This window comes from Streptosporangium sp. NBC_01810, from assembly GCF_035917355.1.
Taxonomy (GTDB): domain Bacteria; phylum Actinomycetota; class Actinomycetes; order Streptosporangiales; family Streptosporangiaceae; genus Streptosporangium.
The window spans coordinates 3,162,057-3,184,318 of the sequence record NZ_CP109070.1 but is presented as its reverse complement, the minus strand read 5'-3'; the positions used below and the strand labels follow the sequence as shown (position 1 = coordinate 3,184,318).

Below are 22,262 nucleotides of genomic sequence, written 5' to 3'. Positions count from 1 at the left end.
TCAGGGCCTGGCCGTCGCCCACCTCGGCCGAGGGAGACGAGAAACCGCTCCCTTCGGGGAGCGGAGGAGTCACAGGGGTCTCCCCGTCGCAAGGATCGCAGGGGTGACGGCCGGATCTGGCCGCCGCCCCCGCGACCGGGGGAGGAGTGGGCATGAGGTCGGACGGTGTGCTGCCCGTCGAGCTGCCCGACGCCGTACGGGAGGCGCTGCTGGCGCCGCTGGTCGACCAGAACTGTCACGGCGTGCGCCGTGACGACCTGACCAGGGCCCGGTTCGAGACGCTGCTCAGCGACGCGGGAACTCCGGCGCCCCCGGGTACCACCCACTTCGACACCCCCGTCGGCACCGCGGTCCGCCGCTGGTGCGCGCCCGTCCTCGGTCTCGCCCCGCACGTGCCGCCGGCCGTGTACCTGGCCCGCAGGGCGGAGTTGGGCGCCGCCGAGGTGAACCGGCGACTGCTGGGCGCCGCGGGGATCGCCACCTTCCTGTTCGACGGCTTCGACCGCTTCGACGGGCTGGACGGGCTGGACGGGGACCTCGACGGGCCCGAGGTGCTGCCGCCGGCCGAGATGGGCCACGCGGGTGGCGCCGACACCGCTCGGGTCGTCCACATCGAGCGGGCCGAGGAGGGGGTGGCCAGGACCGCGGTCTCGGGGGTCTCCTACATCTCGGCCCTCGCCCAGAGCCTCGCCGCGCGGGCCGTCCGCGCCGTCGCCCTGAAGTCGGTCACGGCCCACAGGTCCGGGCTCCATCTCGACCCGGCCAGGCCGAGCCGGGGAGCGGTGATCGCGGCGGCCACCCGGCGGCTGGCCTGCCCGGGCGAGAGGCTCGTCGATCAGGTGCTCCTGCGCCACCTGCTCTGGACGGCCGTCGACGTGGCCAGGGAGTACGGACGGCCGCTGCAGTTCCACACCGGTCACACCCGTTACGGCGGCGGCGCGCGTCAGGGGGTTCATGCCGGTCGCGGCGGCCGTACGGTCTACGGCGGTCGCGATGCTCACAGCGGTTCCGCGGGGGGCGCCGGTTTCGGAGGTTCCGGCGCCTTCGAAGGCCGTGCGGGCCCCGGCCCGTACGGCGCGGGTCCGGCGACGATGACCGGCTTCATCGTGGCCGTGCAGCCGGTGGGTGTGCCCGTCGTCCTGCTGCACTGTCACCCGTTCCACCGCCGGGCGGCCTACCTCGCCGGTGCGCTTCCGAACGTCTACGTCGACGTGGGAGCGGCGCTGACCCGCAGCGCCACTGGTTCGGCCGCGGTCATGGCGGAACTGCTTGAGCTGGCACCGTTCCACAAGCAGTTGTTCGGCTCCGGTGGCCACGGCGTGGCGGAGACCTGTCACCTTGGGGCCCTGCACTACCGGCGAGGGCTGGCCGGGGCGCTCGCCGCGCGACTGGCAGACGGAGAGTGGAGCACCTCGGACGCCGTCCGGGTGGCCCAGATGATCGGCTCCGGCAACGCCCGCAGGATCTACCGGCTGTGAACGGTGCCGGTCTTCGGGGCGGCCGGGCTCCCCGCGCCGTTACGGTCTACGATGTTGCGCGACCGACGACGCGACGAGGGGGAGCCAGTTGACGGGCGATGAGGCAGGGGCACGTTTTCTTGACGACGTGACCGTGGAGTTGATCAAGCACAGCGCCTCCGACTCGGACGTGCTCTGGGCGGCACGGGTCTCGACCGCGGGGGAGCAGTCCCTGGAGGAGATCGGCAAGGATCCCGCGCGGTCCAGAGGTCTGATCAACTTCCTGATGCGCGACCGGCACGGCAGCCCTTTCGAGCACAACTCGATGACCTTCCTCGTCAGTGCGCCGATCTTCGTTTTCCGTGAATTTCACCGCCATAGGGTCGGATGGTCATATAACGAAGAAAGCGGGCGTTACCGCGAGCTTCAGCCCAACTTCTATGTTCCGGGGACGGAACGGAAGCTGGTTCAGGAAGGCCGGCCGGGTAAGTACGTCTTCGCCGAGGGCAGTGCCGAGCAGCACAAGATCGTTACCGAGGCGATGGAGGCGTCCTACCGGCAGTCCTACGCCGCCTACCGGGAGATGCTGGAGGCCGGCATCGCCCGCGAGGTGGCCAGGGCGGTGCTGCCCGTCGGGCTGTTCTCCTCGATGTACGCCACCTGCAACGCCCGTTCGCTCATGCACTTCCTCTCCCTGCGAACCAAGAACGAGCAGGCCAAGGTGCCCTCGTTCCCGCAGCGCGAGATCGAGATGGTGGCGGAGAAGATGGAGGCCGCCTGGGCGACGCTGATGCCCCTCACGCACGAGGCCTTCGTGGCCGGCGGCAGGGTCGCGCCCTAGAAGTGCACTGAAAATCTTGCGTTCTGGTCCCGCCTCGGATGATTCGGGGCCAGACTCGTTGCGTGCAGGGTGAATGGGCTGGAGAACCGGTAGGGCCGGATGTGTGGCAGACCTGCCGGGAGCTGATCCCAGCCGGGAGCGTTTTCGCGTTCCTGGCCGAACATCGGCAGACGCTGTTCCCAGCAGACATGTTCACGGACATGTATCCCTCGGCGAACGGGCGGCCGAGCATGCCGCCGCAGGTGCTCGCCACAGTGATCGTCCTGCAGAGCCTGCACGGGCTGTCGGACTTCGAGACGGTTCAGGAACTGCGTTGTGACCTGAGGTGGAAGGCCGCCTGCGGCCTGGGTCTGTACGACACCGCGTTCGACCCGTCGCTGTTGACCTACTTCCGACGGCGCCTGCAGCGCTCGGCCGATCCGAACCGGCTGTTCACCAAGGTCAGGAAGTCGTCGCGGCCACCGGCGTCCTCAAAGGCAGGCAGCGCCGGGCGTTGGACTCCACCGTGCTGGACGACGCGGTCGCCACCCAGGACACCGTCACCCAGCTCATCGCCGCGATCCGCCGGGTCATCCGCGACGTCCCCGGCGCCGAGCCGGTCGCCGCCCAGTGGTGCACCGCCCACGACTACACCGACCCCGGCAAGCCGAAGATTGCCTGGAACGACCAGCAGGCGCGGGACACACTGGTCGACGCCCTGGTCACCGACGCCCTTAATCTCATCGCTCACGTGCCCGGCCAACCGCTCGGCGAGACGGCGGCAGGCGCCCTCGGACTGCTGGCACTGGTCGCAGGACAAGACGTCGAGCCCGCCGACGGCTCCGACGGCCGATGGCGGATCGCCCGGCGCACCGCCCACGACCGCATCGTGTCCACGGTCGACCCCGAGGCCCGCCACATCCACAAGAACCGCACCCGCCACCAGGACGGCTTTCGCGCACATGCCGCGTTCGAGCCCGAGGCGGGGCTGTTCACCGAGGTCGCCCTCACCGCGGGCAGCGGCGCGGACAACCACGAGGCCGCCGTCGCCCGAAGCCTCCTCGCCGGCGACGACGATGCCCTGACGGTACTGGGCGACACCGCCTACGGCACCGGCGACCTGCGACAGACCCTCCAAGCCGACGGCCACACCCTGGTGATCAAGCCGCCGCCGCTACGCCAAGCCGTCCCCGGCGGCTTCACCACCGACGATTTCCAGGTCGACACCCAAACCGGCCGCGTCACCTGCCCGGCAGGCCACACCAAAACCCTCGGCCGCCCGCTGGCAGGTGGTAACCGCCAGGCCCAGTTCAAGATCCTGTGCCGCACCTGCCCACTGCGCGAACGCTGCACCACGTCCAAGACCGGACGCACCTTCAACGTCCACCCCCACTATGACCTCCTCAAAACCGCCCGGCAGCAGGCCGCCACCAGTCAGCGATGGCAGCAGGAGTACCGCCGCTGGCGACCACCCGTCGAACGCGCCATCGCCTGGCTGGTCGCCAAAGGCAACCGTCGCGTTCCCTACCGCGGCGTCCTCAAGAACAACATCTGGCTCCACAACCGCGCTGCCGCACTCAACCTCCGCCGCCTCATCAACCTCGGACTCACCCACACAGGCGGCGCCTGGGCACTGAACCCCGCCACTGCATAAGCCGCCGGGGCGCCTGCTCCGCGCCGATATCCACTCAAACCAAGATCTTCAGTGCACTTCTAGACGAGAGGTTCCGAATCTGTCGGCCTCGGGCAGCGCGTGGAGCGTGGCCTCGAACTGCTCCACCGGCCACGGCTCCACCGGCTCGTACGGGTTGCGCAGCGCCCAGATGGCCGGGGCGTCCAGGGCGGTGCGGGCGCGGGCGGTCAGCTCGTGGTCTCCTGGCGGCGTGAGAGGGTGGGCAGGACGAGGATCTCGGCCCCCGGGGGCAGCGCGCAGTCGAGGCCGCCGAGATGCCGGGCGTTCTCGCCGCAGACGAACATGCTGATGTGCCGGCGGATGCTCCCGTAGTCGTCGCGGAGCCGCTGCTCCAGCGACGGGTGCATGCGGCGGAGCATGTCGAGAGCGGAGCCCAGCGTGGGGTCGCCGTCCTCGCGGTCGGCGACGGCGAAGACGCGGACCTCGGTGCTCTCGCCGGCCCAGTGCCGCAGGGCGCTGGGAAGCATGAAGGTCACGAGCGTGACGGGTCTGGCCATCGGTTCAGAGCGCCGCGCGGCGCGGGGTGGGCACGACCGGTGGACCCGACGGGCGGGTGCCGCGGCCGGGGGTGGCCGCGTGCCGGCGGCGGGTGTGGCCCTGGCCTCGGAGGAGCCGCCGGTGGAGGGGGCCGGGGGCGGATTCGTACGGATGGACGGCTCCGGCCGAGGGGCCGTGCGGGGAACGGGGGCGGCGGTCGAGAGGGGGGCACGGGCTGTGAGGGGGGCAGTCGTGCATGACCATCTCCTTTCGGATTGGGCCTCATGCTGCCACGCCATGCCGTGTCCCGCCGGGCTCTATGGAATTTGCGTAATCATTTTGGGGGATTAATCCTGATTGTCGTTCAGGGCTCGCCCTGCACGATGTCCCGGCGGATGTCGGCCAGGGGCACTCCGCCCCGCTGGAGCCTGTGGACCGTCTCGTTGACCATGGCGATCGGACCGCAGACGTAGGCCTCGTGGCCGGCCCAGGAGTGGAACCGCTCCATCACCTCGGCCACCTGGCCCCGCATGCCGTCGTACCCCGGTTGTCCGGAGACCACCGGCAGCACCCGCAGCCGCGGGAAGGCCGACGCCATCCGGAGCAGGTCGGCCAGGTCGTAGAGCTCCTCGGTGGTGCGGGCGCCGTGGAGCAGGTGGATGTTCGGGCGACGTCCGGAGCCGATCACATGCTCCAGGATGGCCTTGATCGGTGCCAGGCCGGTGCCGCCGGCCACGCACAGGATGTCGCGTCCGGAGTCGGTGGGAACCATGGTGCCGATCGGGGGCCCCACCATCAGGGTGTCGCCGATCCGGGTGCGCTGGACCAGCGTGGTGGAGACCCAGCCGCCGGAGATCGCGCGGACGTGCAGGCGGACCGTGTTGTCGTCCCGGGGTGCGTTCGCGATGGAGAACGTGCGCCAGACGCGCGGCCAGCGTGCGGTCTGCACGCTGACGTACTGGCCGGGGAGGTAGGGCAGGTCCCGGTCGAGCCGTAAGGTGATCACCGCGATGTCCGGAGTGCGGAGTTCGTGGTCGACCACCTCGGCCAGCCACCAGGCGGGCGACACCCCCGCGTCGGACTCGGCCGATTCGATCATGAGATTGGCGGCGGCGGTGTAGGCGGCGGTCCACGCCGCCTCTATCTCGGTGTTCCAGATCTCGGCGGCGAAGCGCCTGACCGTGGCCAGGAGCGCGTTGCCGATCGCGGTGTAGTGCTCGGCGACCACGCCGTACTTTCGGTGGTCGCGGCCGAGTTGTCCCAGGAACGAGGCCAGGCTGTCGGGACTGTCCAGGCTCCAGACGATCCTGGTCAGCGCGCCGAACAGGCGGTCGCGCTGGACGTCCATCGCCGGAGGGAACATCGTCCGCAGGTGCGGATTCTCGGCGAACAGGCGGCCGTAGAAGTATGCCGCGGCCTTGTCCGCGACGGGTTCGACGACGGCGAAACTTTCCTTGACGAGACGCGGATTCAAAGACATTTAACGAACCCACCCTAATTGACCGGCTCAAAGTCCGATCACGCAGATCCACCTCCCTGACGGTTCCGGGTGACGAGCGACCGGTTGGCCCCGGCTCACCGAGTCGCTCAAATTCAAGTCTTCCATCACCGTGTAGGCGTCACAACCGTTTCTCGGCAATATGGTGGGAAATCTAACTATCCGTAATTGGCGGGCTATTGTGCGCGACCAGGCAATCCGCTCCGAGTAAAATAAGCGAATAATAATCACGTTCGTCCTGAGTCACGGTCCCACCCTTCGAGAGATTTTCCGGCATTCCGGAGTTTCGGGTTGCCAGGGGGTTCGGGTTGCCGGGGGGTACGACTCTTCTCGTATTCCCGCGCTGGGGGCGGGCGCTTCCGGTGAGGCGAGACCGACGCCGCAGTGCCTTCCGCGGCTGACCGGACCCGGCGGGTAAAGTGCCGGTCATGCCGTTGCACCCGCAGGCCGAGGCCTACCTGAAGACCTTCCCGACAGACCTCGGAGTCCCGCGCTCCACGCTCACACCCGAGACGATCGCCGCGATGCGGACCCTCGACGCCTTCGCCGAGCAGCGTGGTCCGATCACCCCGCTCCCGCTGGTCAGAGATGACGTCGCCGCGGGCGTACCGGTCCGCGTCTACCGGCCCGAGGAGGGCGACCGTCCCCTCCCCGCGATCGTCTACTTTCACGGTGGAGGCTGGGTCTTCGGAAGCGTCGACCGCAACGACGCCCTCGGGCGTGACCTCGCGGTGCGCAACGGGGCGGTCGTGATCTCGGTCGACTACCGGCTCGCGCCTGATCACCCCTTCCCCGCGGCCGCGGACGACGCCTGGAGCGTCGTCCAGGACGTCTTCGCTCACCCCGGCGCCTACGGGGCCGACCCCGAGCGCGTCGCGGTCTGCGGCGACAGCGCCGGGGGCAACCTCGCCGCCGTGGCCGCCTGGCAGGCCAGGGACGCCGGGCTCGAACTGGTCCACCAACTGCTCGTCTACCCGATAGCCGACGTGGCCATGGAGACCGGGAGCTACCGCGCCTACGCCAACGGCTTCGGGCTCGACGCCGACGAGATGGCCTGGTTCGTCGCGCAGTACGGAGGGGACCCGGCCGACCCCAGGCTGGCTCCCGTCCAGCTGGCAGACAAGGCCGGTCTGGCCCCGGCGACAGTGATCACCGCCGAGTGCGACCCGCTCTGCGACGAGGGTGAGGACTACGCGGCCCAGCTCGCCGCGGCCGGGGTGCCGGTCGAGGTCAGAAGGTACGAGGGAGCGATCCATGGCTTCTTCGGCTTGCCGGGCTTCTTCGACCAGGCGACCGAGGCGCGCGAGTACGCCGCGGCCCGTCTCGCTGAGGCTTTCAGCTGAGCGGGTACGGGCGGGACCAGGGAGGCGTCCCGCCCGGCTTCAGCCGAGCGGGCGCATCCGGCGATCCGGTCAGAAGCTCCTGGGAAGTCCGAGCACCTGGGTGGCCAGGTAGTTGAGCAGGAGCTCCTCGGTGACGGAGGCGACCTTGCCGATGCGGGCGTCGGCCAGCAGACGGGCCACCGGGTACTCCAGCGAGTAGGCCATGCCGCCGTGCGTCTGGAACGCGTGGTCGGCCGTCTCCTAGGCAGCCTGGGAGGCGGTCAGCTTGGCGATATTGGCCTCGGTGCCGCAGGGCAACTGCCTGTCGAACAGCCAGCCGCCCTTGGCCAGATCCTGCCAGACCTCCTCCGGCCAGCGTTTCTCGCTCTCGCACCGCTGCCAGTAGTCCAGGTCGTAGCGCGCGCAGATGTCGCCGACGCCGCGTTGGACGGCGAGGGCGCTCTCCGGAAGTGTGAAGTCCACGGTGACCAACTCCATTCTGGTTGCGCGCGCAATCGTAGAACGAAGTTCGGTAAGCCTCCAGGGTCACCGGGACACGGGGATCAGTTCTGCTGGACGGCATCCAGGCGCGGCCTGCGCGTGTGGTAGACGAAGGCGGGCGGCACGTTGCCCCACACCGTGCGGCCCGTGACGACCTCCTCGAAGGTGTCGATCAGGCGCTTCCTGAAACGCCGCGCGGGAGGAAGGCGCTTGGCGAAGCTGTAGGCGAAGGTGGTGAAGGCCGTGTGCGGACCCATGATCGCGGTGACCGCGTCCAGCAGGCGGCCCTGTGTCTCCGCGGAGAACGAGGCCCAGGGGAGCCCGCTCACGATCGCGTCGGCCTTGGAGAGACCGCGCTCCCGCAGCAGTTCGGGCAGCCGTGCCGCGTCGTCGGCCACGACGTCCACCCCCGGGTTCCTGGTGGCGAGGAAGTCGGCCAGCCTGGGGTTGATCTCGACGGCCATGTGGTGCCCCCGGCCCCCCAGCCGACGCTGGATCTCCGCGGTGAACACGCCGGTGCCGGGGCCGAGCTCGACGATCACCGGATCCCCTCGGTGGGGGACCGGCGAGGCCACCGCCTCGGCAAGCCGCCGCGAGCTCGGCGCCACCGCTCCGACGGTGCCCGGCGAGCGAATCCACTGCCCAAGAAAGAGCGTGGTGTCATTGGTCATATTGTGAAGCGTAAGGGGTGCGCCGGTGCTGCGGGCACGTCAGCCGATACGGGTTTCGGCCAGGTGGGAAGCCTCGGTGCCCTGGGGGAACGGCCGGGTGCCGCGCGACCCGCGTGGCACCGTTCCCCTCGCCCGCCCCTGCTGCGGCCCTGGGCGCCCCCGGTCCCATGCCCGATGTCCCGGCGGCCCGTGTGCCGCCGGGTGCCCGTACGGCCCGTGTGAGCTCCGCACGGGTAGGGTCGGCATCAGGCGCGGGGGAGGGAGACAGACCGGTGAATCCGGAAGCATCGGGAACCGAAGATCGAATCTGGACGGTTCCCAACGCGTTGAGTCTGGCCAGGCTCCTGGGGGTGCCGGTCTTCCTGTGGCTGGTGCTGGGCCCGAGGGCCGACGGCTGGGCCGTCGCGCTGCTGATGCTGGCCGGGTTCTCCGACTGGCTCGACGGCAAGATCGCACGCGCGTGGAACCAGACCAGCCGGCTCGGCCGCCTGCTCGACCCGCTGGCCGACCGGCTCTACATCCTGGCCACCCTGTTCGGCCTCGCCATGCGTGAGATCATCCCCTGGTGGCTGGCGCTGGCCATCCCGCTGCGCGACGTGATGCTGCTGGGCATCCCGCTCATCCTGCGCCGTCTCGGGTACGGCCCCGCGTTGCCCGTGCACTTCCTCGGCAAGGCCGCCACCGCCAACCTCCTCTACGCCTTCCCCCTGCTCTTCCTCGCTCACCACGACGCCTGGTACGCCGATCCCGCCCGGATCGTCGGCTGGTCCCTGGCCATCTGGGGCACAGGCCTGTACTGGTGGTCCGGAGTGCTGTATTGGGTACAGGTGCGTCAGCTGACAAGCGAGGCCAAACGCCTTAAGAGGTGATCTGTGAAGGCCGTCGTCATGGCGGGCGGGGAAGGGACACGGCTCCGGCCGATGACCGCGAACCAGCCCAAGCCTCTCCTGCCTGTGATCAATCGGCCGATCATGGAGCACGTACTGCGCCTCCTGAAACGGCACGGTTTCACCGAGACGGTGGTCACCGTGCAGTTCCTGGCGGCGCTGGTCCGCAATTACTTCGGTGACGGCGACGAGCTCGGCATGAGCCTGTACTACGCCACCGAGGACACGCCGCTCGGCACCGCGGGCAGCGTCAAGAACGCGGCGGACAGGCTCCGCGACGACCGCTTCCTGGTCATCTCCGGCGACGCGCTGACGGACATCGACCTGAGCGACATGATCCGCTTCCACCGCGAGAGCGGCGCGATGGTCACCATCGGGCTCAAGCGCGTCCCCAACCCGCTGGAGTTCGGGATCGTCATCGTCGACGACCACGGGCGGGTGGAGCGCTTCCTGGAGAAACCCACCTGGGGCCAGGTCTTCTCCGACACCGTCAACACCGGCATCTACGTGATGGAACCCGAGGTACTCGACGAGATCGCGGCGGGGGAGTCCGTCGACTGGTCGGGAGATGTGTTCCCCCGGCTGCTGGAGCGCGGAGCCCCGCTGTACGGGTACGTGGCCGACGGCTACTGGGAGGACGTCGGCAACCACGAGAGCTACCTCAAGGCCCAGGCCGACGTCCTGTCGGGCCGGGTCAAGGTCGACATCGACGCCTTCGAGGTCTCGCCGGGCGTCTGGGTGGCCGAGGGGGCCTCGGTCGACGCCGACGCCATCCTCAAGGGCCCCCTCTACGTCGGCGACTACGCCAAGGTCGAGGCGGGGGCCGAGCTGCGCGAGTACACCGTGCTGGGCAGCAACGCGGTGGTCAGGGAGGGAGCCTTCCTGCACCGCGCGGTCGTCCACGACAACGTGTACGTCGGGCCCGGCGCCCACCTGCGCGGCTGCGTGATCGGCAAGAACACCGACCTGATGACGGCGGCCAGGGTCGAGGAGGGCGCCGTCATCGGCGACGAGTGCATCATCGAGGCCGAGGCGTACATCTCCTCCGGGGTCAAGATCTACCCGTTCAAGACCATCGAGGCCGGGGCGGTGATCAACAACAGCGTCATCTGGGAGCCGCGTGCCCAGCGCAACCTGTTCGGTCCCCGAGGAGTCTCGGGGCTGGTCAACGTGGAGATCACCCCCGAGCTGTGCGTGCGGCTCGCCAGCGCCTACGCCACCACCCTGAAGAAGGGGGCCTCGGTCATCACCTCCCGCGACTCCTCCCGCGCCGCGCGGGCGCTGAAACGGGCCGTGATCAGCGCCCTCAACGCCAGCGCGATCAACGTGCTCGACCTGGAGGCGTCCCCGCTCCCCGTGGCGCGCTTCCACACCGCCAGGGAGAACGCCGTCGGCGGCATCGCGCTGCGCACCACCCCCGGTGACCCGCAGAGCGTCGACATCGTCTTCATGGACGAGCACGGCGCGGACCTGTCACCGCCGGCCCAGCGCAAGCTGGACCGGGTCTTCTCCCGGCAGGAGTTCCGCCGCGCCTTCCCCGGTGAGATCGCCGAGCTGAGCTTCCCCGCCAGGGCGGTGGAGGACTACACGCACGAACTGCTACGCCTGATCGACATCAGCGGGGTCCGCGACGCCGACATGAAGGTCGTGGTCGACTGCGCGGGAGGCACCTCCTCGCTGGTGCTGCCCAGCCTGCTCGGCCGGGTCGGGGTGGACGTGCTGACCGTCAACAACCGGCTGGACGACGCCTCGCCCACCGAGACCCTCGCCGAGCGCCGCCGCGACCTGCAGCGCCTGTCCGAGCTCGTCAGCTCCTCCAGGGCGGCCTTCGGCGTGCGCTTCGACCCGGTGGGGGAGCGGGTCGCGCTGGTGGACGAGATGGGCCAGCTGATCAGCGAGGAGCGCGCCCTGCTGGTGGTGCTCGACCTGGTCGCGGCCGAGCGCCGCGGCGGCAGGGTGGCACTGCCGGTCACCACCACCCGGGTGGCCGAGCAGGTCTGCAGGTTCCACGGGGTTCAGGCCGAGTGGACGTCCACCGCGATCGACGCGCTCACCGCCTCCGCCAGGGGTCCAGAGATGATCTTTGCGGCCGACGGGCGCGGCGGTTTCATCGTGCCCGAGTTCGGCCCCACGGTGGACGGCCTGGCGGTGTTCCTGCGCCTGCTCGGCCTGGTCGCCAGGACCCGGCTCTCGCTCAGCCAGATCGACGCCAGGATCCCCGAGGCCAAGCTGCTGCGCCGTACCGTGCCGACCCCGTGGGCGGCCAAGGGGGCGGTGATGCGCTCGGTCATCGAGGCCGCCGAGCATCACCGCATCGATACCACCGACGGGGTGCGGGTCGTCGCGGAGGACGGCAGCTGGACCCTGGTGCTGCCCGATCCGACCGAGGCGGTCACCCACCTGTGGGCCGAGGGGTTCGACGTCGACTCCGCGCAGACCCTGATCGAGCGCTGGGCGCGGGTGGTGGAGGAGGCCGCCGGCGGTTGAGGCGGCCTGTGCGACAAATACAGCGCGGCGCCATGGACCAGGGGCAGCGTCCCCTGTAACTTTGTCACCGACCGTACCCGCGGTTCAGCGTCAACCTTGACCTTCGCGCCTCATCGCTGTATGTTGCGGCATTCGCAGTCCGAGAAAACACTTGAGAAGCGAAGAAGCGAGGCGCGCATCACTGAGCACCGTTGCCGCGTCTTCGCGGTAGGAGGCCGAGCCGATCGATGCCGAGCGTCTACTGCACGCAGTGCGGTCATGCCAATCCTGAGGATGCCCGTTTCTGTTCACGATGCGGGTCGCCGCTTACCAGGTCCGACACCCCCGGAGACAGCACATCGACAATCTCCCTCTCCGGGATCGAGGCCTACGAGGCGGAGACCGGTGAGACGCTTCTCGCCGAGCGGCAGGCCGTCGAGCAGTTGCCGGCCGGTAGCGCGTTGCTGGTCGCGATGCGCGGCCCCAACGCCGGCAGCCGGTTCCTGCTCGACAGCGACCTCACCACCGTGGGCCGCCACCCCGAGAGCGACATCTTCCTCGACGACATCACGGTCTCGCGCCGCCACGTGGAGTTCTACCGGCGCGGCGGCGGGGTCTTCACGGTCCGTGACGTCGGTAGCCTGAACGGCACGTACGTCAATCGTGAGCGCATAGAGGAGGTCCCGCTGTACGGCGGGGACGAGGTGCAGATCGGCAAGTTCCGCCTCGTCTTCCTCACCCGCGGTGCCGCTGGAGGATGATGAGCTCGCAGGCCGCTCGTGCGCACATGAGCATCGGGGAGGTGCTCGCTCTCCTGCAGGGCGAGTTCCCCGATGTCAGCATCTCCAAGATTCGCTTCCTGGAGGGCGAGGGGCTGATCGAGCCGGAACGCAGTCCCTCCGGCTACCGCAAGTTCAGCTACGCCGACGTCGAGCGGCTCCGCTACATCCTCAGCGAGCAGCGTGATCGCTACCTGCCGCTGCGCGTGATCAAGGATCATCTGGAGGCGGCCGACCGGGAGGAGCGTCCGGCCGCCCGGCCACGCGCCGTCCCCGACGACGCGCCCCCCGAGGTCCGCCTCACCCGTGAGGAGTTCCTCGCCGCCGCCGAGCTCGACGAGGAGACCCTCACGGAGCTGGAGGACTACGGTCTCCTGGCCGCCGTGGCCCGCTACTACGACGCCGAGGCGCTGATCGTGGCCCGCAGCGTCGGAGCCCTGGCCGCCTTCGGCTTGCGCGCCCGCCACCTGCGGGCGGTCAAGGCCGCCGCGGAACGCGAGGCGGGGCTGGTGGAGCAGGCCGTCGCCCCGCTGCTGCGCCGTCGCGGCCCCGGCGCGATCGACCAGGCAGACGAGACGGCGAGGGAGATTTCCGGCCTGATGCTGGAATTGCACGCCTCACTGTTGCGTTCCGGAGTCCGTGGGGCACTGGGCCGGTGAGAGCCTGACCAGGCACTCGTACCTCTACGGGTGTTACGTTGAACAAACCGGTCGGAATCCAGCGAAGACGGAGCAGCCCGTGTTGCAGATGGAGGTCGTGGGCGTTCGAGTTGAGATGCCCTCCAACCAGCCGATCGTCTTGTTGAAAGAGACGCATGGGGAGCGTTACCTACCTATCTGGATCGGCATGACGGAAGCCACGGCGATCGCCATGGCCCAGGCCGAGGAACCACCACCTCGGCCACTCACCCATGACCTGTTCCGGGACGTGCTCGAAGGACTCGGAGTCAGGTTGAGCACTGTCAACATCGTCGCTTTACGCGATGGCATCTTCTTCGCGGATCTCGTGTTCTCGAACGGGGTCGAGGTGAGCGCGCGGCCTTCCGACTCGATCGCCTTGGCACTTCGTACCGGCGCACGTATCTTCGCGAGTGAGGATGTGGTCCGGGAGGCGGGGGTCATCATCCCCGACGACCAGGAGGACGAGGTGGAGAAGTTCAGGGAGTTCCTTGACACGATCACGCCCGAGGACTTCGGCCGCGCGGGGTAGGAATTTCGGTGCATTTACGCTTCACGACGCGCCGGGTGGGGTCGTTGACTGGACTTGGCCCCAGTCCTACGGTGCAAGTGAAACCCGCGGTCATGCGTAAACCCCCAGATCAGGCCGTGGGATGAGAGAAAGCCGGAGGTCCGCGTGGCGGTCAGCAGCGGCGAGGGTAGAAACGCCGACCAGGATGACCCGGAACGGCGCCAGTCGGCACGTCAGCGCGCGGGTGAAGAGGGTCTGCTGTTCGACGGGCAACCGGTGAAAGTGCCCGCCGACATCGGCTACAGGGGGCCGACGGCCTGTTCGGCGGCCGGAATCACCTACCGGCAACTCGACTACTGGGCGCGCACCGGCCTGGTCGAACCCACCGTGAGAGCGGCCCACGGCTCCGGTTCCCAGCGGCTGTACGGCTTCCGTGACATTCTGGTCCTCAAGGTTGTCAAGCGCCTTCTCGACACCGGCGTCTCCCTTCAGCAGATCCGCATCGCCGTGCAGCACCTGCGGGAGCGGGGTGTCAACGATCTGGCCCAGATCACCCTGATGAGCGACGGGGTGAGCGTCTACGAGTGCACCTCGCCCGACGAGGTCATCGATCTGCTCCAGGGTGGCCAGGGAGTCTTCGGTATCGCGCTGGGACGGGTGTGGCAGGAGGTGGAGGGCTCTCTTGCGGATCTTCCCGGCGAACGCGCGGAGTTGGGCGGGGGCCCTTTAGACGATCATCAGGCCGATGAGTTGGCCCGCCGTCGCCGAGTACGACGAACCGGGTAAACTCGGACTCGCCACTGACCCTGTGCGGGAGAGACCCCGGCACGATCGGGGCGCCGAAGGAGCAACCTCCCCGGAATCTCTCAGGCACCCTGTACCGCACGGACGAGGCAACTCTGGAAAGCAGGCGCGCCCGCCAGGTGCGTCTCACCGACGGTGCAAGCCTCCCGGCAAGGGCAGGTGAAGCTCTCAGGTCGCGACCACGTGATGACAGTCGTGATGACAGAGGGGGAGACCCGGCATACGCCCGCGCCCAGCGCCGGTCTCCACCCCGCCCTGAGAGGCTTCCCATGACCGATCTGCCATCGCTCAGCGAGCTCGTCCCCCCGCCGTTCGCGACCCGTCACATCGGACCCGACGACGCCGGCCAGACCCGCATGCTGGAGGCGGTCGGATTCGCCTCCGTCGCCGATCTGGTCGCGGTGGCCGTGCCCGAGGCGATCCGCTCCTTCACCCGGCTGGGCCTGCCCCCGGCGGCGGGGGAGTCCGAGGCTCTCGCCGAGCTGCGGGTCCTCGCCGGGCGCAACACCGTCCTCACCTCGATGATCGGCCTGGGCTACCACGACACGATCACCCCGGGTGTCATCCGCCGCAACCTCCTGGAGAACCCGGGCTGGTACACCGCGTACACGCCCTACCAGCCGGAGATCTCCCAGGGCCGGCTGGAGGCCCTGATCAACTTCCAGACCGTCGTCTCCGACCTGACCGCCCTCGACGTCGCGGGGGCCTCCCTGCTGGACGAGGCCACCGCCGCGGCCGAGGCGATGACCCTGGCCCGCCGCGCGGGCCGCACCCCGTCGAAGGTGTTCGTGGTCGACGCCGACGCGCTGCCGCAGACCAAGGCGGTGCTGCGCACCCGTGCCGAGCCGCTCGGCATAGAGCTGGTCGAGAGCGACTTCACCGGGGGGCTCCCCGAGTGCTTCGGAGTGCTCGTGCAGTACCCCGGCGCCAGCGGCAGGGTCCGCGACTTCCGCGCCATCGCCGACGCCGCCCACGCACGAGGTGCCCAGGTGGTCGCCGCCGCCGACCTGCTCGCCCTCACCCTCCTGGCCGCGCCGGGCGAGCTCGGCGCCGACATCGCGGTCGGCTCCTCGCAGCGCTTCGGCGTCCCCCTCGGCTTCGGCGGCCCCCACGCCGCCTACATGGCGGTCCGCGAAGGTCTCCAGCGCCAGCTGCCCGGCCGCCTGGTCGGCGTCTCCCAGGACGTCGAGGGGCGTCCCGCCTACCGGCTCGCGCTCCAGACCCGCGAGCAGCACATCCGTCGCGAGAAGGCCACCAGCAACATCTGCACCGCGCAGGTGCTGCTCGCCGTGATCGCCGGCATGTACGCCGTCTACCACGGCCCCGAGGGCCTGCGCAGGATCGGCCGCCGCATCCACCGGTACGCCGTCGTGCTCGCCGAGGGCCTGCGCCAGGGCGGCGTCGAGGTGGTACACGACACCTTCTTCGACACCGTGCTCGCCCACGTGCCCGGGCGTGCCGCCGAGGTCGTCGCCGCGGCCCGGGAGAACGGGGTCAACCTGCGCCTGGTCGACGCCGACCACGTGGGCGTCACCTGCGACGAGAGGACCGAGGTCCTCCACCTGGAGCAGGTCCTGGCCGCCTTCGAGGTCAGCGGCACGGTGCTGGCAGACCTGGACGCCGCCGCGCACGACGCGCTGCCCGGCGCGCTGGCGCGCGTCAGCGACTACCTCACCCACCCGGTCTTCCACAGCCACCGCTCCGAGACGGCCATGCTGCGCTACCTGCGCAGGCTCCAGGACAAGGACATCGCGCTGGACCGCTCGATGATCCCGCTGGGCTCCTGCACCATGAAGCTCAACGCGACCACCGAGATGGAGCCGATCACCTGGCCGGAGTTCGCCGGGCTGCACCCGTACGCGCCCGAGGACCAGGCCGCGGGCTACGTCGAGCTGATCGGGGAACTGGAGCGCTGGCTGGCCGAGGTCACCGGTTACGACGCCGTGTCGATCCAGCCGAACGCCGGCTCCCAGGGCGAGTTCGCCGGTCTCCTGGCGATCCGCGCCTACCACACGGCACGCGGCGAGTCGGGCCGTGACGTCTGCCTGATCCCCTCGTCCGCACACGGTACCAACGCCGCCAGTGCCGTCATGGCGGGCATGCGCGTTGCCGTGGTCGCCTGCGACGACAACGGCAACGTGGACCTCGACGACCTCGTCGCGAAGATCGAAAAGCACCGTGACCGGCTTGCCGCGATCATGGTGACCTACCCGTCCACGCACGGCGTGTACGAGGAGACGATCGTCGACGTCTGCGCGCTGGTGCACGAGGCCGGCGGGCAGGTCTACGTCGACGGCGCCAACCTCAACGCGCTGGTCGGCCTGGCCAGGCCGGGTGAGTTCGGGGCGGACGTCTCCCATCTCAACCTGCACAAGACCTTCTGCATCCCGCACGGCGGCGGCGGCCCCGGTGTCGGCCCGGTCGCGGTCCGCGCCCACCTGGCCGACTACCTGCCCGGCCACCCGCTGCGCGGCGGCTCGGCGGTCGGCCCGGTCTCGGCCGCCCCGTACGGCTCCGCGGGCATCCTGCCCATCTCCTGGGCCTACATCAGGATGATGGGCGCCGACGGGCTGAAGGCGGCCACCGAGCAGGCCATCCTGTCGGCCAATTACCTGGCGCGCAGGCTCGACCCCCACTACCCGGTCCTCTACACCGGCCGCGGCGGCCTCGTCGCCCACGAGTGCATCATCGATCTGCGACAGATCACCAAGGAGACCGGTGTGACGGTCGACGACGTGGCCAAGCGCCTCATCGACTACGGTTTCCACGCGCCGACCATGTCCTTCCCGGTGGCCGGCACGCTGATGATCGAGCCGACCGAGAGCGAGGACCTGGCCGAACTCGACCGGTTCTGCGAGGCGATGATCGCGATTCGCGGTGAGATCGAGAAGGTCGCCTCCGGCGTCTACGACAGGGGCGACAACCCGCTGAGCAACGCCCCGCACACGGCCGGCAGCCTCGTCACCGACGAGTGGGGGCATCCCTACACCCGTACCGAGGCGGCCTACCCGCTGCCCTCGGTGCGCGAGGGCAAGTACTGGTCGCCGGTCCGCCGCATCGACCAGGCCTACGGCGACCGCAACCTGGTGTGCTCCTGCCCTCCCCTGGAGGCCTACGAGGACTGATTCTCTCCGCGGCCCGCATCTCGCGAGAACCGCGTATCCGTAGGGAATGCGGGAGGACGGACGGCGCCCCGAGTGGTTAGGCTCGGGGCGTCTCCGTATCCGGGAAGGACCCTGCATGCCTGAGGTGGACACCCGTCCCTTGGACACCGCGCGAAGACTGGCCGAGTCCGGCGACCTCGACGGCGCCGCCGTGATCTTCGCGGAGCTGGCCGCCGACCCCGACGAGCCCGATCGGGCACAGGCGGCGGTGGGCCTCGCCGTGGTGCGACAGGAGCGCGGAGACGTGCCGGGCTCCCGCGCGGCCGCGCGCACCGCGCTGGCGACGGGGCACCCGGAGTTCGCCGCCCAGGCCGCCTGCCTGCTCGCGGGGAGCTTCGAAAGGGAGGGGCTGGCCGACCAGGCCCGCGCCGCCTGGCAGGCCGCGCTGGGCGTCGGCCACCCCGCCTACGTCCCGTCGGCGCACATGGCCCTCGCCAGGCTCGCCACGGGCGCGGAGGAGGCCGAGCGGTCGTTGCGTGACGCGCTGGCCACCGGCGACCCGGAGATCGCCCCACGTGCCGCTCAGCGGCTGGCGGAGGCGTTCATCGAGGAGGGGGAGCCCGAAGAGGCCGCCCAGGTGCTGCTGGAGGCGCTCTCGGTACCGGACGTGGCCGAGGTGCCGAGGCTACGGGTGATGCTCGGCATCGCTCACCTGGAGCTGGCGTGCGCCGAGTTCTCCGGCGCGATCGAGGAGGGCGGCGACGTCGAGACCGGCGCGCTGGCCATCGAGCTGCTGGCCCGCACGTTCCCGCTCAGAGGGCGCGTCGAGGACGCCGAGCGCGTGTGGCGCTACGGCCTTGACAGCGCCGACGCCGACCTCGCCGCTGAGGTCCGCCTCCGCCGGGGCCGTGACGTCTGAACCCCGTGGAGCGCGGGCGGGGACGGGCGTCAGTCGCGCTCTCGCCAGCGGCTCAGGGCGTGGGCGAAGTTGATCGCGATGATGCCTCCCCAGGCCAGCAGCAGCCCGGCGGTGCCCGCCTCGGCCGCTGCGATGGCGGTCAGCGGGATGCCGATGCCCATCGAACCGAGCGCGATCGGGATCGAGGGGTTCCCGGTCCTGCGGGGCCGCGTCCGAGGCATCTCGGCGACGTGCCCCCCGGCGGCGTACATCTCGGCGCGCACCCGTTGGGCGATGGTCGCGTCGAGGCGCGACACGAACGACTCGATGAGGGCGGTCTCGTAATCCGGGCCGAGATCACGGCGGGCCTCGACGGTGGCGCGCATGTCCTGGCGGATATCTTGGTAATCCTGCACCCCTCGATTGTTCTCCTCCGCCGGCCGCCCGGCATCAGTCGTTAGGACGAGATCCGTGTCCGTCTCCAAGCCCATGCCCCTCGCGGGCGCCGTTCCGCCCCTGGAGATCGCGACTCCGCACGGTCCGGCCCTGGTGGAGATCGACGAGGTGGCCTCGCCGCGCTTCCTGCTGGTGCTCACCCACGGCTCGGCCGGGGGAGTGGACGCCCCCGACCTGCTGGCCGTACGGGACGCCGCGACGGCGATCGGCGGGACCGTCGCGCGGGTGCTCCAGCCGTTCAGGATGCGCGGCGCCCGCGCGCCGGGCTCGGCGGCCAGGCAGGACGAGGCGTGGGAGACGCTGGTGGCCGCCCTGCGTGAGCGCTACCCGGGGCTGCCGTTGGTACAGGGCGGGAGGAGTAACGGGGCCAGGGTCGCCTGCCGTACGGCCCGGCGGGTCGAGGCCCGCGCGGTCGTCGCGCTGGCCTTCCCGCTGCACCCGCCGGGCAAGCCGGAGCGGTCACGCGCCGGGGAGCTGCGCGCGGCGGGTGTGGATGTGCTGGTGGTGAACGGAGACCGTGACCCGTTCGGCGTGCCCGAAGCGGCGGATGCCGCGCGCCTGGTGGTGCTGCCGGGGCAGGGCCACGACCTCGGAAAGGACCCCGCCAGGGTGGGCGAGGTGGTCGCCGAATGGCTCGACGCGAGGATGCGGCCGGGTCCGATGTGAGTTCGGCGTGAGTGCCGTCAGGCGACGCCGGCCAGTGGCCGGTGTGGCTCGATGACGGCGCCGTCGGGGAGGAGCTCGCCGGTGTCTTCGAACAGCACCACACCGTTGCAGAGCAGGCTCCAGCCCTGCTCGGGGTGGGCCGCCATGGTGCGGGCGGCTTCGCGGTCCAGCGCGTCAGCGGACGGACAGGACGGCTCGTGCGGGCACATCGGCGTGCCTCCGGATCTCTCGTGTCGGCTCGCCCTTGTCACGCCGGGCACGGGGCGGGCATCGGGCATCCGGCGGGCACCGTCACCGATGGGTTTCCGTTCCCACGCATGACGGGGGGACGAGCATCTGAATGTTGACATGTGGCCATGCGGGCTCTGGCGGAGCCAGGATCGCATATCAAGCAGGTCAAGTGTGCGATCGATCGCACCTCGGCGACATAGCCCGTTAGGACTGTTTACGAACTGGTAGAGGACCAGTCCGTCAGGGCTTTATCAGGGGATGTGACCTATAACACAGCATGCCTCATATAAGGATATTCGACCAAGGGCGACACGCCGCGCGTCGGGTAAACGATCGGTTACGGCTTTCTGACGTGCGCCGATACGGCTCTCTCGCCCTTGCCGTCTATCGCGCGCCCAGGCCGGCCAGGAGTGCGCCCAGTCCGTGCTCGAAATCGGCGTCCGCCCCTGGGCTGCCGCCTCCCCTCGAAGGCGGGCGCCAGGGCTCGTCCTCGTCGCCGGAAGGCTCGGCCCAGCCCGACTGCTGCACCTCCACCGCCACCGCGCCGAAGACGTAGGCCCGCAGCGCCCTGACCGCTCCCGCCGCGTCGGCCAGCCCCGCGTCGGCCAGCTGGTCGGTCTGCTCCCTGATCGCGATCGCGGCCCGGCCCCTCGGGGGCTTGGTCAGGGCCAGCGCCAGCACCCCGGGGTGCTCCCTGAGTGCGGCGCGGCTCGCCCGGCACCAGGCCTTCGCGCTCTCCTGCCAGCTCTCGCCGGGCTCGGCGTGGACCGTGGTGACATGCTCGGCCAGCGCGTCCATGAGGGCGTCCTTGCCGCGCGGCAGGTGGTGGTAGATGGCCATCGCCTCCACCTGGAGCGCGTCGCCCAGCCGTCGCATGGTCAGGCGCCGGAGCCCCTGGCCGTCGGCGATGTGGAGGGCGGCGTCGATGATGCGCTCCCTGGAGAGCGGGACGGGTGGTCGCTTGGCAGGCATGGGGGCATCCTGCCACCGTTGACCTTACTACGTAAAGGAAGGCGCGCCGGGGAGATCGCTCCGTTTCGCGCGCGACCACTCCGCCCGCGACCGGTACCCCGAGCCGGTCCCGGGTACGGCTGATGCCCGAGTACCTGAGGTGGGGGCGAACGGCGTAGGCTACGACCGGTGACCTGCCGGAGGCGACCCGGCGACCGGTGAGAGAGGGTAGAAGATGGCGTTTTTCCGACCGAGCGTGAGCCGGGAGGCGGAGGTTCGCTACCACGCTGACCAGGAGGTCGGGAAGGGCTTCCCCGGGCTTCTGGAGAAGGCGCGTGCGGCCGAGGCCGACCTGCGCCGGGCGCAGGCCGATCTGGCTCCCGTGCAGGAACTGCGGGCCGCCGGGCTGGCTTTCGACAGGGCGCTGACCGAGGCCCTGCGCGCGGCCGAGGCCAACCAGCGCGCGACGTTCGGGATCAAGTCGTACGACGACCGGATCCGCCGCCGCAAGGGCCGGGCCACTCCGAAGGGCGCCGAGTGGACCGCCGAGGTCAACCGCCTGCGCACCCTGCGTGAGCAGAACCGCCTGACCGGTATCCCCCGGGTCCCGCGCCCGGTCGCCGCCGCCCGCTGAGCCGGGAGGTGCCGCCCCGCTCAGCGTGCGGCGTGTGCGGCGGAGGCGGTGAGCAGCCGCCGGACGCGGACGGCGGCCAGCATCGCCGCGCACCGCTCGGCCGCGTAGGTCTGGGCCATCCTGTGGTGCTCGGCGGAGAAGTCGGCCACCCCGTCGGTACGCAGCACGCCCGCGACGTTGACCAGGACGCCGATCGGTCCCAGCTCGTTCTCGATCCGGCCGACGACGGCGTCGACCTGGCCGGGATCCCTGACGTCGGCCAGGTGGCGGGTGATCGGCTCTGCCCGGCCCTCCCATGGCTCGTCGCGCACGTCGACTCCGGTCATGATCATCCCGACCCGGCCGAGGGCTGTCGCGACGGCGGCTCCGATGCCTCTCGCGGCGCCCGTGACGAGAGCCACCGTTCCGGGGAGGCCGGGATGGTCTTGCCTGTTGGTCACATATACCTCACTAAAAATTTAGGTTAGGCTTGCCTCGCTTGCATTGAGTGTCAGGGATTCGCCAGGCGGGCGTGGAATGTGATCTGGTCATGATGATAAGCCCCTTGACGTCGGCGTCAATAAGGGAGATCTTAGGTGAGCCTTGCCTAAGTAAAACCTGTCTCAGGGGCCTCTCCGGCCACTCGTTCGGTGTCGTGGCCAGGTCTTCCTCCGAGGGTGCCGAGTGATCCTTCGTCTGCGCCCTCGGAGGATCTCCGGATCTGGGGGACGACGGTTCTCACCCGGCCCGCCCGGTGGGTGACATCCGTGAGAGGGCCAC

Annotated in this window: 21 protein-coding genes, 2 pseudogenes and 1 riboswitch; of the genes and pseudogenes, 14 read left to right on the top strand and 9 right to left on the bottom strand. The window is 70.0% G+C overall.

What is annotated here, in order from left to right:
• Positions 1–152 precede the first annotated feature (152 nt).
• The 3 genes and pseudogenes from OIE13_RS14230 to OIE13_RS14220 all read left to right on the top strand — a co-directional run bounded on the left by OIE13_RS14230 (position 153) and on the right by OIE13_RS14220 (position 3,931).
• Positions 153–1,478, top strand: a complete 1,326-nt coding sequence (locus OIE13_RS14230) for an amidohydrolase (RefSeq protein ID WP_326639481.1) — start codon at positions 153–155, stop codon at positions 1,476–1,478.
• An 88-nt stretch (positions 1,479–1,566) separates the two neighbouring features.
• Entirely contained in the window at positions 1,567–2,298 is a 732-nt protein-coding gene (gene thyX / locus OIE13_RS14225; protein ID WP_326830110.1) for an FAD-dependent thymidylate synthase, read from the top strand.
• A 62-nt stretch (positions 2,299–2,360) separates the two neighbouring features.
• Positions 2,361–3,931 (top strand): annotated as a pseudogene (locus OIE13_RS14220) (IS1182 family transposase).
• A 206-nt stretch (positions 3,932–4,137) separates the two neighbouring features.
• Here the strand turns inward: OIE13_RS14220 and OIE13_RS14215 are convergent.
• Positions 4,138–4,467 carry a hypothetical protein gene (locus tag OIE13_RS14215; RefSeq protein WP_326639488.1) on the bottom strand — a complete coding sequence of 110 codons (330 nt, stop codon included), beginning with the start codon at positions 4,465–4,467 and terminating at the stop codon, positions 4,138–4,140.
• Between the two features lie 344 nt (positions 4,468–4,811).
• A complete protein-coding gene (locus OIE13_RS14210; protein WP_326639490.1) occupies positions 4,812–5,927 on the bottom strand; it encodes a globin domain-containing protein in 1,116 nt (371 codons plus the stop codon).
• A 446-nt stretch (positions 5,928–6,373) separates the two neighbouring features.
• Between OIE13_RS14210 and OIE13_RS14205 the strand changes: the two genes are divergently transcribed.
• Positions 6,374–7,288, top strand: a complete 915-nt coding sequence (locus tag OIE13_RS14205; protein WP_326830109.1) for an alpha/beta hydrolase — start codon at positions 6,374–6,376, stop codon at positions 7,286–7,288.
• A 69-nt stretch (positions 7,289–7,357) separates the two neighbouring features.
• Here the strand turns inward: OIE13_RS14205 and OIE13_RS14200 are convergent.
• From OIE13_RS14200 to OIE13_RS14190, 3 genes and pseudogenes are all read right to left on the bottom strand, one after another.
• Positions 7,358–7,513 (bottom strand): annotated as a pseudogene (locus tag OIE13_RS14200) (acyl-CoA dehydrogenase family protein); the annotation flags it as partial.
• A gap of 15 nt (positions 7,514–7,528) precedes the next feature.
• Positions 7,529–7,750 (bottom strand): hypothetical protein, encoded by a 222-nt coding sequence (locus OIE13_RS14195; protein ID WP_326639494.1) that lies wholly within the window; start codon positions 7,748–7,750, stop codon positions 7,529–7,531.
• Between the two features lie 80 nt (positions 7,751–7,830).
• Positions 7,831–8,439, bottom strand: a complete 609-nt coding sequence (locus tag OIE13_RS14190) for a class I SAM-dependent methyltransferase (RefSeq protein WP_326639495.1) — start codon at positions 8,437–8,439, stop codon at positions 7,831–7,833.
• Positions 8,440–8,711: 272 nt separating this feature from the next.
• On the opposite strand from OIE13_RS14190, the gene OIE13_RS14185 reads away from it, so the two are divergent.
• The 8 genes from OIE13_RS14185 to OIE13_RS14150 all read left to right on the top strand — a co-directional run bounded on the left by OIE13_RS14185 (position 8,712) and on the right by OIE13_RS14150 (position 18,586).
• Positions 8,712–9,308 carry a CDP-alcohol phosphatidyltransferase family protein gene (locus OIE13_RS14185; protein WP_326639497.1) on the top strand — a complete coding sequence of 199 codons (597 nt, stop codon included), beginning with the start codon at positions 8,712–8,714 and terminating at the stop codon, positions 9,306–9,308.
• A gap of 3 nt (positions 9,309–9,311) precedes the next feature.
• Positions 9,312–11,813 carry a mannose-1-phosphate guanyltransferase gene (locus OIE13_RS14180; protein WP_326639499.1) on the top strand — a complete coding sequence of 834 codons (2,502 nt, stop codon included), beginning with the start codon at positions 9,312–9,314 and terminating at the stop codon, positions 11,811–11,813.
• Positions 11,814–12,040: 227 nt separating this feature from the next.
• Positions 12,041–12,553, top strand: a complete 513-nt coding sequence (locus OIE13_RS14175; protein WP_030915019.1) for an FHA domain-containing protein — start codon at positions 12,041–12,043, stop codon at positions 12,551–12,553.
• 26 nt (positions 12,554–12,579) lie between these two features.
• On the top strand, positions 12,580–13,230 hold the full coding sequence (gene ftsR, locus OIE13_RS14170) for a transcriptional regulator FtsR (protein ID WP_442811583.1): 651 nt from the start codon (positions 12,580–12,582) through the stop codon (positions 13,228–13,230).
• A gap of 79 nt (positions 13,231–13,309) precedes the next feature.
• Entirely contained in the window at positions 13,310–13,780 is a 471-nt protein-coding gene (locus OIE13_RS14165; RefSeq protein ID WP_326639501.1) for a bifunctional nuclease family protein, read from the top strand.
• A gap of 144 nt (positions 13,781–13,924) precedes the next feature.
• A complete protein-coding gene (locus OIE13_RS14160; RefSeq protein ID WP_442811584.1) occupies positions 13,925–14,545 on the top strand; it encodes a MerR family transcriptional regulator in 621 nt (206 codons plus the stop codon).
• 15 nt (positions 14,546–14,560) lie between these two features.
• A riboswitch (glycine riboswitch) is annotated at positions 14,561–14,652 on the top strand.
• 180 nt (positions 14,653–14,832) lie between these two features.
• Complete coding sequence (gene gcvP / locus OIE13_RS14155) at positions 14,833–17,688, top strand: aminomethyl-transferring glycine dehydrogenase (protein WP_326639503.1); 2,856 nt, start codon at positions 14,833–14,835, stop codon at positions 17,686–17,688.
• A gap of 115 nt (positions 17,689–17,803) precedes the next feature.
• The gene (locus tag OIE13_RS14150; protein ID WP_326639506.1) at positions 17,804–18,586 is read left to right on the top strand and encodes a tetratricopeptide repeat protein; all 783 of its coding nucleotides are present in this window, start codon (positions 17,804–17,806) and stop codon (positions 18,584–18,586) included.
• A 29-nt stretch (positions 18,587–18,615) separates the two neighbouring features.
• On the opposite strand, the gene OIE13_RS14145 is transcribed toward OIE13_RS14150, so the two are convergent.
• On the bottom strand, positions 18,616–18,981 hold the full coding sequence (locus OIE13_RS14145) for a hypothetical protein (RefSeq protein ID WP_326639507.1): 366 nt from the start codon (positions 18,979–18,981) through the stop codon (positions 18,616–18,618).
• A 73-nt stretch (positions 18,982–19,054) separates the two neighbouring features.
• Here OIE13_RS14145 and OIE13_RS14140 point away from each other — a divergent pair, with 73 nt between their 5' ends.
• Positions 19,055–19,687 (top strand): alpha/beta hydrolase family protein, encoded by a 633-nt coding sequence (locus OIE13_RS14140; RefSeq protein ID WP_326647080.1) that lies wholly within the window; start codon positions 19,055–19,057, stop codon positions 19,685–19,687.
• A gap of 17 nt (positions 19,688–19,704) precedes the next feature.
• Here OIE13_RS14140 and OIE13_RS14135 read toward each other — a convergent pair whose 3' ends face one another.
• Positions 19,705–19,896 (bottom strand): DUF5999 family protein, encoded by a 192-nt coding sequence (locus OIE13_RS14135; RefSeq protein ID WP_089209664.1) that lies wholly within the window; start codon positions 19,894–19,896, stop codon positions 19,705–19,707.
• A gap of 406 nt (positions 19,897–20,302) precedes the next feature.
• The gene (locus OIE13_RS14130; RefSeq protein WP_326639512.1) at positions 20,303–20,890 is read right to left on the bottom strand and encodes a TetR/AcrR family transcriptional regulator C-terminal domain-containing protein; all 588 of its coding nucleotides are present in this window, start codon (positions 20,888–20,890) and stop codon (positions 20,303–20,305) included.
• A gap of 214 nt (positions 20,891–21,104) precedes the next feature.
• Here OIE13_RS14130 and OIE13_RS14125 point away from each other — a divergent pair, with 214 nt between their 5' ends.
• The gene (locus tag OIE13_RS14125; protein WP_326639514.1) at positions 21,105–21,503 is read left to right on the top strand and encodes a hypothetical protein; all 399 of its coding nucleotides are present in this window, start codon (positions 21,105–21,107) and stop codon (positions 21,501–21,503) included.
• A 20-nt stretch (positions 21,504–21,523) separates the two neighbouring features.
• Here the strand turns inward: OIE13_RS14125 and OIE13_RS14120 are convergent, their stop codons facing one another.
• Complete coding sequence (locus OIE13_RS14120; RefSeq protein WP_326830108.1) at positions 21,524–21,943, bottom strand: SDR family NAD(P)-dependent oxidoreductase; 420 nt, start codon at positions 21,941–21,943, stop codon at positions 21,524–21,526.
• Between the last annotated feature and the right edge of the window lie 319 nt (positions 21,944–22,262).